The following is a 15,065-nucleotide window of genomic DNA, read 5'->3' on the forward strand; positions in this document are numbered from 1 at the left end:
CACGTCGCACCGTCATCGTGGGGGGGGGGGGGGCCCCCCCCCCCCGGGGCGGCCCCCCCCCCCCCGGCCCGCCGGGGGGGGGCCCCCGCGGGGGCGGCCCCCCCCCCCCCCCCCCCCCCCCCCCCCCCCCCCCCCCCCCCGCCCCGGTCCGCGCCGGTGGCGGGGACGGTCAGCGGCGCTCGACGACCACGGATTCGAGGACGACGTCCTCGACCGGCCGGTCGTCGGCCCCGGTGGGCGTGGCGGCGATCGCGTCGACCACCTGCTGCGAGGCCGCGTCGGCGACCTCGCCGAAGACGGTGTGCTTGCGGTTCAGGTGCGGCGTCGCCTTCACGGTGATGAAGAACTGCGAACCATTGGTGCCGGGGCCGGAGTTGGCCATCGCCAGCAGGTAGGGGCGGCCGAAGAAGAGCTCCGGGTGGAACTCGTCCGGGAACGCGTAGCCCGGCCCGCCGGTGCCGTCGCCCAGCGGGTCGCCGCCCTGGATCATGAAGCCGGGGATCACCCGGTGGAACAGGGTGCCGTCGTAGAGCCGGTCGGTGCTCGGCTCGCCGGTCCCGGGGTGGGTCCACTCGCGCCGGCCCTCGGCGAGCTCGACGAAGTTGCGGACGGTCTTGGGCGCCTGGAACTCGAAGAGCCGGACGGTGATGTCGCCGCGGTTGGTCTTGAGGACGGCGTAGAGCTGCTGGGCCACGATCTGCCTTCGGTAGCCGGACGGGGTGCCTGCCGATCCTGCCACGGCGGCCCGAAGCCGGAGGCCGGGCGCTGCGGAACGACGACCCGGGTCCCACGGGCCCGGCTCCTGGGCCTCGGCCGGACGGGGCCCAGGGCGTAGGTCCAATATCCGATGGCAGACCGTCCGCGGTCCGGGTGGAATGGGCTGATGGACCACCCCACGCCGTTCGACGGCCTCACCGACGCCCAGCGGGACGCCTACCTGGCCCGGATCGGCGTACCGGCGCCCGGCCGGCCGTCCCCGGCGGCGCTGGCGGAGCTCCAGCTCGCCCACCTGCAGGCGGTGCCCTTCGAGAACCTCGGCATCCACCTCGGCGAGCCCGTGGTGCTCGAACCGGGCGCACTGGTGGAGAAGGTCGTGACCCGCCGCCGCGGCGGCTTCTGCTACGAGCTCAACGGCTCCTTCGCCGAGTTGCTGCGCTCCCTCGGCTACGAGGTGAGCCTGCTGTCGGCCCGCGTCTTCGACGGCGACCGGCCGGGCCCGCCGTTCGACCACCTCGCGCTGCGGGTGGACCTCGACGAGCCGTGGCTGGTCGACGTCGGCTTCGGCGCCTTCAGCCGGCAGCCGCTCCGCCTCGACGAGCGCGGCCCGCAGGCCGACCCGGCCGGTGAGTTCACCATCGTGCCCGGCGGCGACGACGAGCTGGACGTGCTGATGGGCGGCAAGCCGCAGTACCGGCTGAGCCTGCGGCCCCACCCGCTGGCGGACTTCGTGCCGACCTGCTGGTGGCAGACCACCTCGCCGGACTCGCACTTCACCCGCTCGACCACTTGCACGCTGCCGACCCCCGAGGGCGGCCGGGTCACGCTCAGCGGCACCCGGCTCATCCGCACCGCCGCCGACGGCACCCGCACCGAGGAAGCCCTGGACGAGGCGGCCGCGCTGGCGACCTACCGCACGCTCTTCGGCATCACCCTCGACCGCCTCCCCGTCGCGCCCGCCGGCCGGGCGCCGTAGCCGCGGCGCACGGCCGAACGGGAGCGGGGGCCGGGCAACAGCCCGGCCCCCGCTCCCGTTCCACGTCGTCCCGGGCCTACTTCACGTCCGGCACGGCGGTGTCGTTCTTGAACGCGTCGAAGACCTGCTTGGCCTTGGCGCTGTCCCACTTGACCGCCGACTCGCCGGTGCTGGTCCGGAAGTCCGGGTTGGCGATCGGGACGGTGATGCTCTTGCCGCCGCCGCCGTTGACGTCCTTCATGGCGAGGAAGAGCGAGCCGAGGTCGGTCAGCCCGGCGTCCTCGTCGACGATCAGCGTGCCGAGGCCCGAGTCCACCAGCGGGTAGAAGGTGAACGGGTTCAGCAGCGTGGCGGGCGAGGCGGCCTGCTTGGCCAGCGCGCCGAGGAACTTCTGCTGGTTGCGCATCCGGCCGAGGTCCTGGTCGGCCATCTGGTGGCGCTGGCGGACGAAGGCGAGCGCCTGGGTGCCGGTCAGGGACTGGCATCCGGCCTTGAGGTCGAGGCCGGAGTCCTTGTCCTTGACGTCCTGCTCGATGCACATGTCCACGCCGCCGACCGAGTCGACGATGCCGACGAACCCGGCGAAGCCGATCTCGGCGTAGTGGTCGATCCGGATACCGGTGTTCAGCTCGACGGTCTGGGCGAGCAGCTTGCCGCCGCCCGCCGCGAAGGCCGAGTTGATCTTCGAGGTGGTGGCCTTGACGGTCTTCCCGTTGTCGCCCGGGTGCTCGGGGATCGGCACCCAGGAGTCGCGCGGGATGCTCATCAGGGTGTTCCCGTTGTCCCCGATGTGCAGGATCATCATCGAGTCGCTGCGCTTGCCGCCCGCGTGACCGGTGTGCAGGTCCTCCTCCTGCGAGTCGGAGAGCCCGTTGCGGCTGTCGGAGCCGACGATCAGCCAGTTGGTGCCCTTGCCCGCGGCCGGACGGCCGGCGTAGTCGGTCAGCACGTTCTCGTGGTTGAGCTTGGAGTCCGCCCAGAACCAGGTGGAGACGGCGGTGACCATCAGCGCGATCACCACGCCGAAGACCGACCACTTGACGATCCGGCGCCGCGGCCAGCGCGACGAGCGGGCGGTGGGCGGCCGGCCGTCGCCCGGGCCTATCGGCCCGCCGGGCGCACCGGGGCCGCCGGGCGTGCCGGGTGCCTGCTGCGGCGGCACCCCCGGGCGGCCGTCCGGCTGCCCGTAGGCCTGCGGCCGGCCGTAGGCGGTCTCGTCGTAGCCCTGGTCGCCGTACCCGGGCGCGCCGTAGCCCTGCTGACCGCCGTAGCCGGGGGCCTGCGCCGGCGCGTTCCCCTGGGGCGCGCGCTCCTGGCCCTGCGGCTGCCGCGGCGCCGGGGCACCCGGCCCGCGCGGGTTCAGCGACGGGGGGAGCGGCGGCTCGGCCGCCGTACCGCCCCCGCCCTGCCCGTACGCGCCGCCGCTGCCGCTGCCGTACGAGTTCCCGCCGCCGCCCGGGCGGCCCTCCTGCCACGTGTTCATGTGGGAGAGGATGCCCGACGCCGGTTGCGGTGACTCCCCCCGGGGCCCCCACCAGGCGCCTTGTAGCAGATTTGATGCACGTGCCGGATCGTTCCGCGGCAACGTCCCGCGGAGGTCCGCACGCCCTCCGTCCCCCAAGCCACTGCCTCCCCGTCCGTCCCAACATCTGTCTCAGCATGTGTCGCGCCCGGTGTTCGCCTGCCGGAACGATCCTTGACCGCCCGGAACGCACCGTGTTTGCATGACCGCCATGGATCAGCGACGGACTCTCACGCGTCGGCGGCACGTCGACCTGCAGCGTGTGTCCTGTTCGCTCTGTCGCGGCTGACGCGCGCCCCCCGGCCCGGTCCGGCCCGGCCCCTTCCCGGCCGAGAGCCCTCCTCCCGTTCCGCCTCCGCTCCGCGGTGGCGCCGGCGCCGCGTCGTCTCCTCGTACCGCCGCTCCACGCGGCGCCGATCCGCTCGCCCGGCGCCGTCGCCCCGCTCCCGCGGCGCCGCCCGTCCCTCCGGCGCTGCCCCGCTTCCCGCCCCGAGGTGAACCCATGGCCACCGTCCTGTCCGTCTCCGGCTCCCCGTCCGCGACCTCCCGCACCACCCGCCTGCTGCGCCACGTGGACGCGCAGCTCGCCGACCGAGGCCACCGCGTCGTCCCCTTCGAGGCGCGCAGCCTGCCCGCGCACGCCTTGCTCTCGGGGGACTTCGCGCACCCCGCGATCGTCGCCGCCGCCGAGCTGTTCGCCGAGGCGGACGGCGTGGTCATCGGCACGCCGGTCTACAAGGCGGCCTACTCGGGCCTGCTGAAGACCCTGCTGGACGTGCTGCCGCAGTACGCGCTGACCGGCAAGGCCGTGCTGCCGCTGGCCACCGGCGGCTCCGCCGCGCACGTGCTCGCGGTGGACTACGCGCTGCGCCCGGTGCTCAGCTCGATGGGCGCCGGCCACGTCACCCAGGGCTGGTTCGTGCTCGACCGCCACATCACCGTCCGGGAGGACGGCGCCACGGCGATCGAGCGCGAGACGGACGTGCTGCTGACGCCGGTGGTCGACGGGTTCGCGACGGCCCTGGAGCGGCTCGCCGCGCCCGTCCTGACCTGCTGACGGGAGGTCTCGCGAGCCCCCGTACGGGCCGACCCTGAGGAGGGCGGCGGCTACCCCTAGGGGGAGGGGTACCCCGCCCCGTACAACTACGGTTGTGCGGCTTCATACCGGCGGATGACGAGCTGTTCGCCCGGTACTCCTAACGTGGATCACATCCCCGCCCGTCCGAACGGGGCCCGGTTCTGCCGGGTCGGACACCCCGGTCTACCGGGAGGGTGGGGTCAACTCCCGGTCGAGGACTATCCCCTCCACCATGTCGCAGCACAGGTGGGGTCGGCGAGGCTGGGGGCAACGGGTGGGCCCACTTCTTAGGAGACTTCAGTGACGACGGCAGCAGCAGCCGTGTACGACTCCCAGCTTCCCGGCGGCACCGGTGCCGTCGCCGCCTCGGCTCGCCAGGTCACCAAGGCCTACGGCAGCGGCGAGACCAGGGTCACCGCGCTGGACGCGGTCGACGTCGACATCCAGCGCGGCCGCTTCACCGCGATCATGGGCCCGTCGGGCTCCGGCAAGTCGACCCTGATGCACTGCCTGGCCGGGCTGGACACCGTGACCGAGGGCCGGATCTGGATCGGCGAGACCGAGATCACCGGGCTGAAGGACAAGCAGCTCACCAAGCTGCGCCGGGACAAGATCGGCTTCATCTTCCAGGCCTTCAACCTGCTCCCCACGCTGAACGCGCTGGAGAACATCACGCTCCCGATGGACATCGCCGGCCGCAAGCCGGACACCGCCTGGCTGGACCAGGTCGTCGAGACCGTCGGCCTGGCCGGCCGGCTCAAGCACCGCCCGACCCAGCTGTCCGGCGGGCAGCAGCAGCGCGTCGCGGTGGCCCGAGCGCTGGCCGCCCGCCCCGAGATCATCTTCGGGGACGAGCCCACCGGGAACCTCGACTCCCGGGCCGGTGCCGAGGTGCTCACCTTCCTGCGCCGCTCGGTCGACGAGCTGGGCCAGACCATCGTCATGGTCACCCACGACCCGGTCGCCGCAGGCTACGCGGACCGCGTGCTCTTCCTCGCCGACGGCGTGATCGTCGACGAGATGCACGCCCCGACCGCCGACTCCGTCCTAGAGCGCATGCGCCGTTTCGACGGCAAGCGCACCAGCTGAGCGGGCGGGCCAAGGATCATGCTGCTCAAGACGTCACTGCGGAGCTTCTTCGCCCACAAGGGGCGGATGGTGCTCTCGCTGATCGCGGTCGTGCTGTCGGTCGCCTTCGTGTCCGGCACCCTGGTGTTCTCCAACACCGCGACCAGCACCTTCGACCGGCTGTTCGCCTCGACGGCCTCCGACATCGCCGTCCAGCCCGCCAAGACCGGGCTCGACGGCGAGGACGACGACGACCGCCCGGCCGGCAAGACAGCCACGGTGCCGGCCGACGCGGTCGAGCGGGTCGCCGCCATCGCCGGGGTCAAGCAGGCCCTCGGCCAGGTCTTCGTCTCCAACGCCGTGCTGGTCAACCCGGTCACCAACAAGGCCATCGGCCCGACCGGCGGTGCCCCGACCCTGACCGGGAACTGGACCGACACCCCGCGCAACTCGGTGGAGATCACCAGCGGTCACGTGCCGCAGGGCGCCGACCAGGTGGTGCTCGACGCCGACACCGCCGAGAAGGCCAAGCTCGGCCTCGGCGACAAGATCCGGGTGATCACCGCGACCAACGGCACCCACGAGTTCACCCTCGCCGGCATCGCCACCTTCAAGACCACCAACCCGGGTGCCGCGCTCGCGTTCCTGGACACCCCGACCGCGCAGAAGGACCTCCTCGGCAAGGCCGAGTACACCTCCGTCGAGGCCTTCGGCGACGGCAGCCGCACCAACGAGCAGCTCAAGGCCGACGCGCTCGGCAAGCTCGGCGGCGGTTTCCAGGTGAAGACGGCCGCGGAGCAGAAGGAGGAGAACAGCAAGAGCGTCGGCTCCTTCCTCAACTTCATGAAGTACGCGATGCTCGGCTTCGCCGGCATCTCGCTGCTGGTCGGCGGCTTCCTGATCATCAACACCTTCTCGATGCTGGTCGCCCAGCGCACCCGCGAGATCGGCCTGCTGCGGGCCATCGGCGGCAGCCGCCGGCAGGTGAACCGCTCCGTGCTGGTGGAGGCGCTGATCCTCGGCGTGCTCGGCTCCACCCTCGGCCTGGGCGCCGGCCTCGGCCTGGCGGTGGGTCTGATCGGCCTGATGAACGCGGTCGGCATGAACCTCGACGCCGGCGACCTGCAGATCGGGCTGAACGTGCCGGTCGCGGCCTACGCGGTGGGCATCGTGATCACCGTGCTGGCCGCCTGGATACCGGCCCGCCGGGCCAGCCGGATCGCCCCGATGGCCGCCCTGCGCGACCACGGCACGCCCGCCGAGGCGCGCTCCAACGTGGTCCGGACGATCGCCGGCCTGGTGCTGACCGCCGGTGGCGGTGGCCTGCTGGTGCTCGCGGCCACGGCGGACAAGGCGGCGACCGGCGGGCAGTACCTCGGCCTCGGCGTGCTGCTCACCCTGATCGGCTTCGTCGTCCTCGGCCCGCTGCTGGCCACCACGGTGGTCCGGGTGCTCGGCGCGGCCCTGCCGGCCGTGTTCGGCCCGTCCGGCAAGCTGGCCCAGCGCAACGCGATGCGCAGCCCGCGCCGGACCGGCGCCACCGCGGCCGCGCTGATGATCGGCCTGGCGCTGGTGATCGGTGCCTCGGTCTTCACCTCGTCCGTGATCAAGTCCACCAACCAGCAGATCGACAAGTCGGTCGGCGCCGACTACGTGATCTCCAGCAGCCAGGGGATCGTCAACCCCGACATGGTCAAGGCCGCCGCGGGGACGCCGGGGCTCGCCCACGTCACCGAGCACAAGAGCCTGCCGGCGCTGCTTTCGCTGCCGGACGGCGGCACCTTCAAGAAGCACGTCTCCGCGGTCTCGGCGACCTTCGGCGACGACTTCCGGCTGGAGGTGAAGTCCGGGTCGGTCGAGTCGCTGAAGCAGGGGTCGCTGGCGGTCGGCGAGGAGTTCGCCACCGAGCAGAAGCTCAAGGTCGGCGACACCGTCAAGGTCGACTACGGCAACGGCCACACCCAGTCCGTGCCGGTCGGGGCCGTCCTGGGCAAGGGCGACTCGCTCTTCGCCGGAGCGACCTTCATCGGCATCGACACCCTGGCCAAGGCCGTTCCGGCCGCCGACATGCCGCTCGACGTGCAGATCTACGGCAAGGCCGCGGCCGGTGCCGACGTCACCAAGACGCTCGGTGCGCTGGAGAACTCGCTCAAGGACTACCCGCAGCTCAAGGTCCGGGACCAGGCCGGCTACAAGGAGCTGGTCCAGGAGCAGGTCAACACCCTGCTCTACATGATCTACGGCCTGCTCGGCCTGGCGATCGTGGTCGCGGTGCTCGGCGTGGTCAACACCCTGGCGCTCTCGGTGGTCGAGCGGACCCGCGAGATCGGCCTGCTGCGGGCGATCGGGCTCTCCCGCCGCCAGCTGCGCCGCATGATCCGGCTGGAGTCGGTGGTGATCGCCCTCTTCGGCGCCGTCCTCGGTACCGGGCTCGGCCTGGCCTGGGGCATCACCGGGCAGCAGGTCCTGAAGGAGCAGGGCCTGGCGACGCTGTCCGTGCCGACCGGCACCATCGCCGTCACGCTGATCGCCTCGGTGGTGATCGGCCTGGTGGCCGCCCTCGTCCCGGCCTTCCGGGCCGGGCGGATGAACGTCCTCGCGGCCATCGCGACGGACTGACCCCGGGATCCGGGGGGATCGGGGTCGAACGGGGGGCCGCAGGGGCCGGGTGCGAACCAGCACCCGGTCCCTGCGGCGTGCCCGGCCGGATCCGTGAGGCACTCGCTACGGGCAGATGATCTCCGCCGCCGTCTCCGCGGCGATCCCGGCGCCGGGCGACGCCGCGCCGGAGGGGGCCGCCGCGGCCGCCGCTGTGGCCGGGGCGGCCGGGGGCGCGGGGGACGCCGGGGGAGGCGGCGGGGCGGGCGCCGAGCCCTGGCCCGCGCCCGCGATCGCGGAGGAGCCGGCCGCGGGGCCCGCCGCGGCACCGCCCGCCCCCGGGAGGTCGGCGCCCGCGTACACCTGCAGGGTGGGCCCGAGCCCCGGGACGGCGGTCGGCTCCGCGCCGGGCAGCGCGGTCGCCAGGAGCCGGGCCGACTCGGCCCACCGCGGGTCGTACCGGACCGCCGTCCGGCCGGGCGGTGTGCCCGCCGGGGCGTTGGACGGCGCGCCGGTGGTGGCGAAGCCCGCCCGCCGCAGGTCGCCGTCGATCCGGGCGCCCAGTCCGGGCACGCCGGTCGCGTTGAACACCTGGACGCGCACCTGCTCCGGCGTGACGGACGGCTCCCTGGCCGGGGCGGCCGGGGGCGAGCCGGCGGCGGCCGCGGCGGCGGCCTCCGGGGCCGTTTCCGCCAGCGGCCGCCCGGACCGCACCGCGTCGAACAGGGCCCGCGCCCCCGCCCGGTCCCACACCACGGTCGATCCCCAGCCGGGCACCTGGTGGTCCACCTGTGCCAGCGGCACGGTCGCGAAGTCGGCCCGGCCGGCGGTGAGGTCCTTCATCCGGGTGGCCAGCGTGACCAGGTCGTCCGCGCTGAGGTCCTTGTCGGCCTTCACCGAGCCGAGCACGCTGTCCGTCACCCGGGTCAGCCGGACCGGGTTGAGCAGAGTGCCGCTGCTGGTCACCTTGTGCAGCAGCTCGGCGACGAACTTCTGCTGCCGGTGCATCCGCCCCAGGTCGGAGCTGCCGTCCACGTGCCGGGCGCGGACGTACTTGAGCGCCCCGGCGCCGTCCAGGGTGCTGGTGCCGGCGGGCAGGTCGAGGCCGGAGTACTCGTCCCTGAGCGGCTTGGCGGTGCAGACCCGCACCCCACCGACGGCGTCCACGGCGGAGACGAAGGCGGTGAAGTTCACCTGCAGGTAGTGGTCGATCCGCAGCCCGGTGTTCTGCTCCACGGTGGCGACGGCGAGCTGCGGCCCGCCCAGCCCGTAGGCGGCGTTGATCTTCCCCTTGCCCGCCGGGACCTCCTTGCGGGTGACCCGGTCCCGGTGGGCGGGGATGTCCACGTACGAGTCGCGCGGGATGCTGATCACACTGGCCCGGGCGCCGTCCCCGGCGAGCCGGACGATCATCATGGTGTCGGTGCAGTGGCAGGACTCGCCCCCCGCGTGCAACACGTCCTTGAGCGTCTTCTCCGGGATGCCGTCCCGCTCGTCGGTGCCGACCACGAGGAAGGTGGTGGAGCCGTCGTCGGCGGGCCGGGCCTGATCGCTGCTGAAGGCGTCGACCCGGTCGATCGAGCCGAGGCCGTCCAGGACCGCCCAGCCGCCGCAGGAGGTGGCGAGGACGCCGAGGGCGACGCCCGTGGCCAGCCGTCGGGGCCAGCTGCGGCGCCGTTCGGGCTGGGCGGTGAGGGGGGAGACGGGCATCTCTCGGATGGTAGGGGCGGCCTGTGCCGGGCCGGGTGAGGGCGCGCCGGGGGTGGCGGGTACGGTGGGCGCGACCGATGAAACGTTCCTCCACCGCAGGGTGCGCGGAGCTGCCCAGACCGGGACAAGACGGAGACCCGTCCTCACCGGTACGGTTGGCCCCGATGAACACCAAGGCTGCTGAGGAGCTGCCGGCGGTCTCCGTGATCATGCCGGTGCTCAACGAGGAACGACACCTGCGTACGGCCGTCCGGCACATCCTGGAACAGGACTACGCCGGGCCGATGGAGGTGGTCATCGCCCTCGGTCCGTCCTCCGACCGCACTGCGCAGATCGCCGCCGAGCTGGCCGCCGAGGACCCGCGGGTCCGGACCGTGGAGAACCCCACCGGGCGCACACCCGCGGGGCTGAACGCCGCCATCCGCGGCTCCAGCCATCCGATAGTGGTCCGCGTCGACGGGCACGGCCTGCTCACCCCGGGGTACATCACCACGGCGGTCCGGCTGCTCGGCGAGATGGAGGCGGCCAACGTCGGCGGCATCATGCACGCCGAGGGCGAGACCGAGTGGGAGAACGCGGTCGCCGCCGCGATGACCTCCAAGATCGGTGTCGGGAACGCGGCGTTCCACACCGGCGGTCTGGCGGGCCCGGCGGACACCGTCTACCTCGGGGTGTTCCGGCGCGAGGTGCTGGAGAAGCTCGGCGGCTACAACGAGGAGTTCGTCCGCGCCCAGGACTGGGAGCTCAACTACCGCATCCGCCAGGACGGCGGGCTGGTCTGGTTCACCCCCCAGCTGCGGGTCACCTACCGGCCGCGCCCCAGCGTGCGGGCGCTGGCCAAGCAGTACAAGGACTACGGCCGCTGGCGCCGGGTGGTCACCCGCTACCACCGGGGCTCGGTCAACCTGCGCTACCTCGCCCCGCCGGCCGCGTTCCTGGCCGTCACGCTCGGGCTGCTGCTCGGTGTCGCCGTCCACCCGGCCTTCCTCGCGGTGCCGGGCGCCTACCTCGCGGGGATCGTCGGCGGCGCGCTGGTCGAGGGGCGTGGCCTCTCGTTCCGGGCGAAGTCCCTGCTGCCGGTGGCCTTCGCCACCATGCACCTCAGCTGGGGCTTCGGCTTCCTCACCTCGCCGCGCTCGCTCGCCCGCCGGGTGATCGGCAGCCGTGCGCCGGCCCCGGCCAACGTGGTCACCGAGGCCCGCTGACCCGATCCGGCCAATCCCACGGACCCGCCCTCCCGCCCCCCGCTCCGACGCTATCGTCGGGCGCCATGGGGACAGTTGAGGGCGGGTCCGTCGTCGGTGCCCGGGTCGAGCCGAGCGCGGACGTGGACGAACGGGCGGTGCTCGGCGCCGGGACGACCGTCTGGCACCTGGCCCAGGTGCGCGAGGACGCGGTGATCGGCGCGGACTGCATCGTCGGGCGCGGCGCCTACGTCGGCCCGGGCGTACGGATCGGGGACCGGGTCAAGCTGCAGAACCACGCGCTGGTGTACGAGCCCGCCGTGGTGGAGGACGGGGTGTTCGTCGGCCCGGCGGCCGTGCTCACCAACGACCTCTACCCGCGCTCCGTCGACGTCGACGGGCGGCTCAAGCGCAGCGACGACTGGCAGGCCCGCGGGGTGACGCTCCGCCGGGGCTGCTCGATCGGCGGCCGCGCCGTCCTGGTCGCCGGGGTGACGGTGGGCCGCTGGGCCCTGGTCGCCGCGGGTGCGGTCGTCCACCGGGACGTACCGGACTTCGCGCTGGTGGCCGGCGTCCCGGCCCGCCGGATCAAGTGGGTCGGCCGGGCCGGAGAACCGCTGGAGCCGGCCGGCCCGGACCGCTGGCGCTGCCCGCGCACCGGCGAGGAGTACCGCGAGACCGACGGCACGCTCGCCCTGCTGTAACGGGCCGGGGCCACGACCCCGCCAGCCACCGCTACGCGGGCCATGACCTCGCGAGCCGCCGCAACGCGGGCCACGACCCCGCCGCCCACGACCTCGCCGGCCACGACCTCGCCGCCCACGACCTCGCCGGCCACTGCAACGCGGCGCCGGCCGAAGCTACTTGGCGCAGACGTCGGTGTCGTCCGCCTGGACGCGCTGGAGGTCCTTGGGCGCCTCGGTCGGCACCGCGCCGGGCGAGGCCGTCGCCGTCGCCGCCGGCACGTCCTTGCCGAGGACCACCGCCAGCCCGTCCCTGGCACCGGCCTTCGGATCCTCCTCGACGGCCTCGGCCGGCAGGCCCAGCACGGCGGCCAGAGCGGCCGCCTCGGCAGCCTTCCCGGCCGGGTAGGTGACCGAAGTGGCCGCCGCGGCGGGCGCGTTGGCGGCGGTCGCGGCCCGGGCGAAGCCCTTCGCCCGGAGCCGGTCGACGGTCCGCTGCGCCTGCCCGGGCGTCCCGCTGCCGTTGCGCACCGTCACCCGGAGGTCCTTCGCGTCGTCCGCCGCGGCGGAGGCCGACGGCGGGGCCGTCGCGCCCGGCCCGGCCGGCGCGGCGTGCGCGGCGGGTCCCTGACCGGTGGCGGCTCCCTGACCCGCGGCCGCTCCCGGAGAGGCGGCGGCACCCGGTGAGGCGGGCGCGGTCGGCGTGGCGGTCTCGGTCAGCGAACGGTCGTTGGCCACCAGCGAGAACAGCTGCCCCGCCTCCGGCTGCTTGAGCATCAGCCGGTTCTTGTCCCTCGTGTCGTCCGCCACCGGCACGGTGGCGAAGGTGATGTTCCCGGTGTCCACCTTGCTGACGTCCAGCGCGAGGTCCTTCAGCCTGTCGACGCTGCCGATGCCGTCGTCCACGGTGAGCGCCTTGGTCGCGGCGTCCGCCAGCTTCCACAGCTTGGCCGGGCTGGTCAGGGTGTCGCCGCTCTTGATCGAGCGGATCATCGAGCTGATGAACTGCTGCTGGAGCGGGATCCGGGTGAGGTCGCCGCCCAGCCCGACGGCGTGCCGGGTGCGGACGAAGGCCAGTGCCTCGTCGCCCTGCACCACGTGCCGGCCCTTGCTCATCCTCAGGTGGGAATCCGGGTCGTTGATGTCCTTGGCCGCGCACACCTCGACCCCGCCGACGGCGGTGGAGAGCGACTTCACGGCCTCGAAGTTGACCATCACGAAGTGGTCGACCCGGATTCCGGTCACCTTTTCCACGGTCTTCCAGGTGCAGCCCGGATCGCGCCCCTCCTGGCCGAGGCTCTCGTTGAACATCGCCCGCGACGTTCCGGGGATCGTCTTTCCGGTGCTGGTCCGGCACTCCGGGATCGGCACCATCAGGTCGCGCGGGAGGCTCACCACGGTCGCATTGCTGCGGTCCTTGGCGACGTGGAAGAGCAGGGTCGTGTCGGCGTGCCCGGTGCTGCCCTCGTCGCCGTACTCGCGGCCGAGGCCCTCCCGGCTGTCGGTGCCGATGACCAGGATGTTCAGGGCGTCGCCGGCCGGCTTGGGACGCTCCGCCTCGTCGCCCAGCTGCACCTTGACGGCGGTGATGTTGCTGTTGAAGTGCTGGTACGCGTAGTACGCGCTGCCGCAGCCGGCCATCAGGACCAGCGCTCCCACGCCGGCCGTCCACTTCAGCGCCCGCCGGCGGCTGCGCCGGGTGGTCGCCCTGCGGCGGGCCGCCCGTCCGCCGGGGTGCGCGGACCCGGCGGCGGCACCCGGTGAGGCGGGCGCGGGCTCGGCGTCCGGACCGGGGGTCGCCCGTCGGCGGCGCTGGGCGGGGATGCCGGCGGCCGGGTCGAGCCGGTACGGCCCGGTGTCCTGCCAGTCCTGCTGCACGGGTTCCCTCCCTCCGGCCGGTCCACGGGTCGGTGCGTCCGCTTGCGCACCGACCCGGACACCCTAGACGAGCCGGGTGGGGGAATTGTTCCTGATGTGATCTCCGCCATGTTCGGAAAACGCAATTCGGCGGGTGATCGGGCCGTCTGGAATTCCCGGGGAATACCTCCCAAGATCGTGATCTGTACACAAAAGAGTGACCCTGACCGGCGGTCAATGCACGGCGCAGGCATCCACGTCGGCGGTCCGCCCCTCGAAGGACGGCGGCGTGGTGGAGGTCGGCGTCGCGGCGGCCGGCGACGGCCCGGTGGCCCGGTCCGAACCGGGCACGACGGACAGGCTCGCGAACGGCCCGTCGGAGGCGCTCGCCGACCCGCTCACCCGCGCACCCGGCGACGCACTCGGCGCCAGGCTGGGCGCGCGGCTGGGCGCGAGGCTCGGCGACGCGCCTCCCGACGGCTTCCCCGAGGCCCGCGCGGACGTGCCCGCCGCGGCACTCGCCGGAGCGGACGGGTTCGGCGGCCGGACGGTGATCGGGCGGTCGTCACGCAGCGCCGTGAACAGCTGGGTGGTCTGTGGCTGCACGAACTCGTCCCGGTCCGAGTCGAACCGGTACGGCCGGCGCGGCGCGGTCAGGAACACCACGTCGGCGGACGGGATGTCCCGCAGCTCCTGGGTCAGGTCGTAGAGCGCGCCCAGCGAGGAGAGCCCGCCGTCGGCCTGGATCGAGGAGGTCGCCGCGTCCAGCACCGGCCAGAGCCGGGCGGGGTTGAGCAGCACGTCCTGCGACTGCACCTTGCGGATCAGGGCGGCCAGGAACTGCTGCTGACGGCCCATCCGCTGGGTGTCGCTGCCGTCGCCGAGGGTCTCCCGGGCGCGGACGTAGCCGAGCGCCTGCTCGCCGTGCAGGGTCTGCCGCCCGGCCGCCAGGTCGAGCTTGGCGTCCTTGTCGTGGATCGCCTGCGGGACACAGACCTCGACCCCGTCGACGGCGTCCACCATGGCCTTGAACCCGGTGAAGTCGAGGATCACGTAGTGGTCCATCCGGATGCCGCTGAGCTGCTCGACGGTCCGGATCGAGCAGGCCGGACCGCCGGTCTCGAAGGCGGCGTTGAACTGCAGCAGCGCCTGCCGGCTCCGGGTGCCGTCCGGCTTCTCGCAGGCCGGGACGGTGACCATGACGTCGCGGGGGATGGAGACCGCGGTCGCGTGCCGCCGGTCGGCCGCGAGGTGCAGCAGGATCGTGGTGTCCGAGCGCCGGCCGCCGGCCTCGCCGTACGAGGCGTTGGCCCCGGTGCGGTCGTCACTGCCGATCAGCAGGATGTTCTCCGCCCCCTTGGCGCCGGCGGTGCGGCTGGGCCGCTCGGCCTCCAGCCGGGCCAGCAGCTGGTCGGTGGCCGAGTCGGTCCGGATGTTGCCGTCCAGCTTGCGGTAGGCGATCCAGAGCAGCGTGCCGCAGGCGACCAGCAGGAAGGCGAGAGCGCCGGCGGTGATCATCAGCCACCGCCGGCGCCTGCGCCTCGGTGCGGGCGGGAGGTCCGGGTCCTGGTCCGGGGGAATGCCCGGGGGAGGTGTTCCCCCGGGTGGGGAGCTGTCGGTCGGGGGGTGCTCGGTGTCGTCCTCGGCCATGGCAGGGATCCCTACCCGCCGG

At 73.6% G+C, this 15,065-nt stretch carries 12 protein-coding genes; 7 read left to right on the top strand and 5 right to left on the bottom strand.

The annotated features are described in order from the left end of the window. Positions 1-169: 169 nt before the first annotated feature. The gene (locus ACIPSC_RS37700) at positions 170-694 is read right to left on the bottom strand and encodes a peptidylprolyl isomerase (RefSeq protein WP_400834457.1); all 525 of its coding nucleotides are present in this window, start codon (positions 692-694) and stop codon (positions 170-172) included. A gap of 189 nt (positions 695-883) precedes the next feature. On the opposite strand from ACIPSC_RS37700, the gene ACIPSC_RS37705 reads away from it, so the two are divergent. Next, complete coding sequence (locus tag ACIPSC_RS37705; RefSeq protein WP_400834460.1) at positions 884-1,693, top strand: arylamine N-acetyltransferase; 810 nt, start codon at positions 884-886, stop codon at positions 1,691-1,693. A 76-nt stretch (positions 1,694-1,769) separates the two neighbouring features. Here the strand turns inward: ACIPSC_RS37705 and ACIPSC_RS37710 are convergent, their stop codons facing one another. Next, the gene (locus ACIPSC_RS37710; RefSeq protein ID WP_400834462.1) at positions 1,770-3,176 is read right to left on the bottom strand and encodes an LCP family protein; all 1,407 of its coding nucleotides are present in this window, start codon (positions 3,174-3,176) and stop codon (positions 1,770-1,772) included. Between the two features lie 250 nt (positions 3,177-3,426). Between ACIPSC_RS37710 and ACIPSC_RS37715 the strand changes: the two genes are divergently transcribed. The 4 genes from ACIPSC_RS37715 to ACIPSC_RS37730 all read left to right on the top strand — a co-directional run bounded on the left by ACIPSC_RS37715 (position 3,427) and on the right by ACIPSC_RS37730 (position 7,980). Beyond that, positions 3,427-3,504, top strand: coding sequence for a putative leader peptide (locus ACIPSC_RS37715; RefSeq protein ID WP_380237219.1), 78 nt, complete (start codon positions 3,427-3,429; stop codon positions 3,502-3,504). A 213-nt stretch (positions 3,505-3,717) separates the two neighbouring features. Next, positions 3,718-4,272, top strand: coding sequence for an NADPH-dependent FMN reductase (gene ssuE, locus ACIPSC_RS37720; protein ID WP_400834464.1), 555 nt, complete (start codon positions 3,718-3,720; stop codon positions 4,270-4,272). Positions 4,273-4,593: 321 nt separating this feature from the next. Beyond that, complete coding sequence (locus ACIPSC_RS37725) at positions 4,594-5,382, top strand: ABC transporter ATP-binding protein (protein ID WP_374209167.1); 789 nt, start codon at positions 4,594-4,596, stop codon at positions 5,380-5,382. Positions 5,383-5,397: 15 nt separating this feature from the next. Continuing rightward, positions 5,398-7,980, top strand: a complete 2,583-nt coding sequence (locus ACIPSC_RS37730; RefSeq protein WP_400834537.1) for an ABC transporter permease — start codon at positions 5,398-5,400, stop codon at positions 7,978-7,980. 105 nt (positions 7,981-8,085) lie between these two features. On the opposite strand, the gene ACIPSC_RS37735 is transcribed toward ACIPSC_RS37730, so the two are convergent. After that, positions 8,086-9,669 carry an LCP family protein gene (locus ACIPSC_RS37735; protein ID WP_400834467.1) on the bottom strand — a complete coding sequence of 528 codons (1,584 nt, stop codon included), beginning with the start codon at positions 9,667-9,669 and terminating at the stop codon, positions 8,086-8,088. 164 nt (positions 9,670-9,833) lie between these two features. Here ACIPSC_RS37735 and ACIPSC_RS37740 point away from each other — a divergent pair, with 164 nt between their 5' ends. Further along, positions 9,834-10,874, top strand: a complete 1,041-nt coding sequence (locus ACIPSC_RS37740; protein WP_400834469.1) for a glycosyltransferase family 2 protein — start codon at positions 9,834-9,836, stop codon at positions 10,872-10,874. A 65-nt stretch (positions 10,875-10,939) separates the two neighbouring features. Further along, positions 10,940-11,557: a DapH/DapD/GlmU-related protein gene (locus tag ACIPSC_RS37745; RefSeq protein WP_400834471.1), complete on the top strand. Its 618-nt coding sequence runs from the start codon at positions 10,940-10,942 to the stop codon at positions 11,555-11,557. Between the two features lie 156 nt (positions 11,558-11,713). Here ACIPSC_RS37745 and ACIPSC_RS37750 read toward each other — a convergent pair whose 3' ends face one another. Together ACIPSC_RS37750 and ACIPSC_RS37755 are read right to left on the bottom strand one after the other, a co-directional pair. Then, on the bottom strand, positions 11,714-13,414 hold the full coding sequence (locus tag ACIPSC_RS37750; RefSeq protein WP_400834474.1) for an LCP family protein: 1,701 nt from the start codon (positions 13,412-13,414) through the stop codon (positions 11,714-11,716). Between the two features lie 213 nt (positions 13,415-13,627). Next, positions 13,628-15,043 (bottom strand): LCP family protein, encoded by a 1,416-nt coding sequence (locus ACIPSC_RS37755; RefSeq protein WP_400834477.1) that lies wholly within the window; start codon positions 15,041-15,043, stop codon positions 13,628-13,630. Positions 15,044-15,065 lie beyond the last annotated feature (22 nt).

The sequence above is a fragment of the Kitasatospora sp. NPDC090091 genome (genome assembly GCF_044747365.1).
GTDB lineage: Bacteria > Actinomycetota > Actinomycetes > Streptomycetales > Streptomycetaceae > Kitasatospora.

What these genes read in the sequence shown, in the direction of transcription:
- ACIPSC_RS37705 (WP_400834460.1), top strand. Translation starts at nt 884, where the DNA reads ATGGACCACCCCACGCCGTTCGACGGCCTCACCGACGCCCAGCGGGAC.
- ACIPSC_RS37710 (WP_400834462.1), bottom strand. Translation starts at nt 3,176, where the DNA reads ATGAACACGTGGCAGGAGGGCCGCCCGGGCGGCGGCGGGAACTCGTAC.
- ACIPSC_RS37715 (WP_380237219.1), top strand. Translation starts at nt 3,427, where the DNA reads ATGGATCAGCGACGGACTCTCACGCGTCGGCGGCACGTCGACCTGCAG.
- ssuE (WP_400834464.1), top strand. Translation starts at nt 3,718, where the DNA reads ATGGCCACCGTCCTGTCCGTCTCCGGCTCCCCGTCCGCGACCTCCCGC.
- ACIPSC_RS37735 (WP_400834467.1), bottom strand. Translation starts at nt 9,669, where the DNA reads ATGCCCGTCTCCCCCCTCACCGCCCAGCCCGAACGGCGCCGCAGCTGG.
- ACIPSC_RS37740 (WP_400834469.1), top strand. Translation starts at nt 9,834, where the DNA reads ATGAACACCAAGGCTGCTGAGGAGCTGCCGGCGGTCTCCGTGATCATG.
- ACIPSC_RS37745 (WP_400834471.1), top strand. Translation starts at nt 10,940, where the DNA reads ATGGGGACAGTTGAGGGCGGGTCCGTCGTCGGTGCCCGGGTCGAGCCG.
- ACIPSC_RS37755 (WP_400834477.1), bottom strand. Translation starts at nt 15,043, where the DNA reads ATGGCCGAGGACGACACCGAGCACCCCCCGACCGACAGCTCCCCACCC.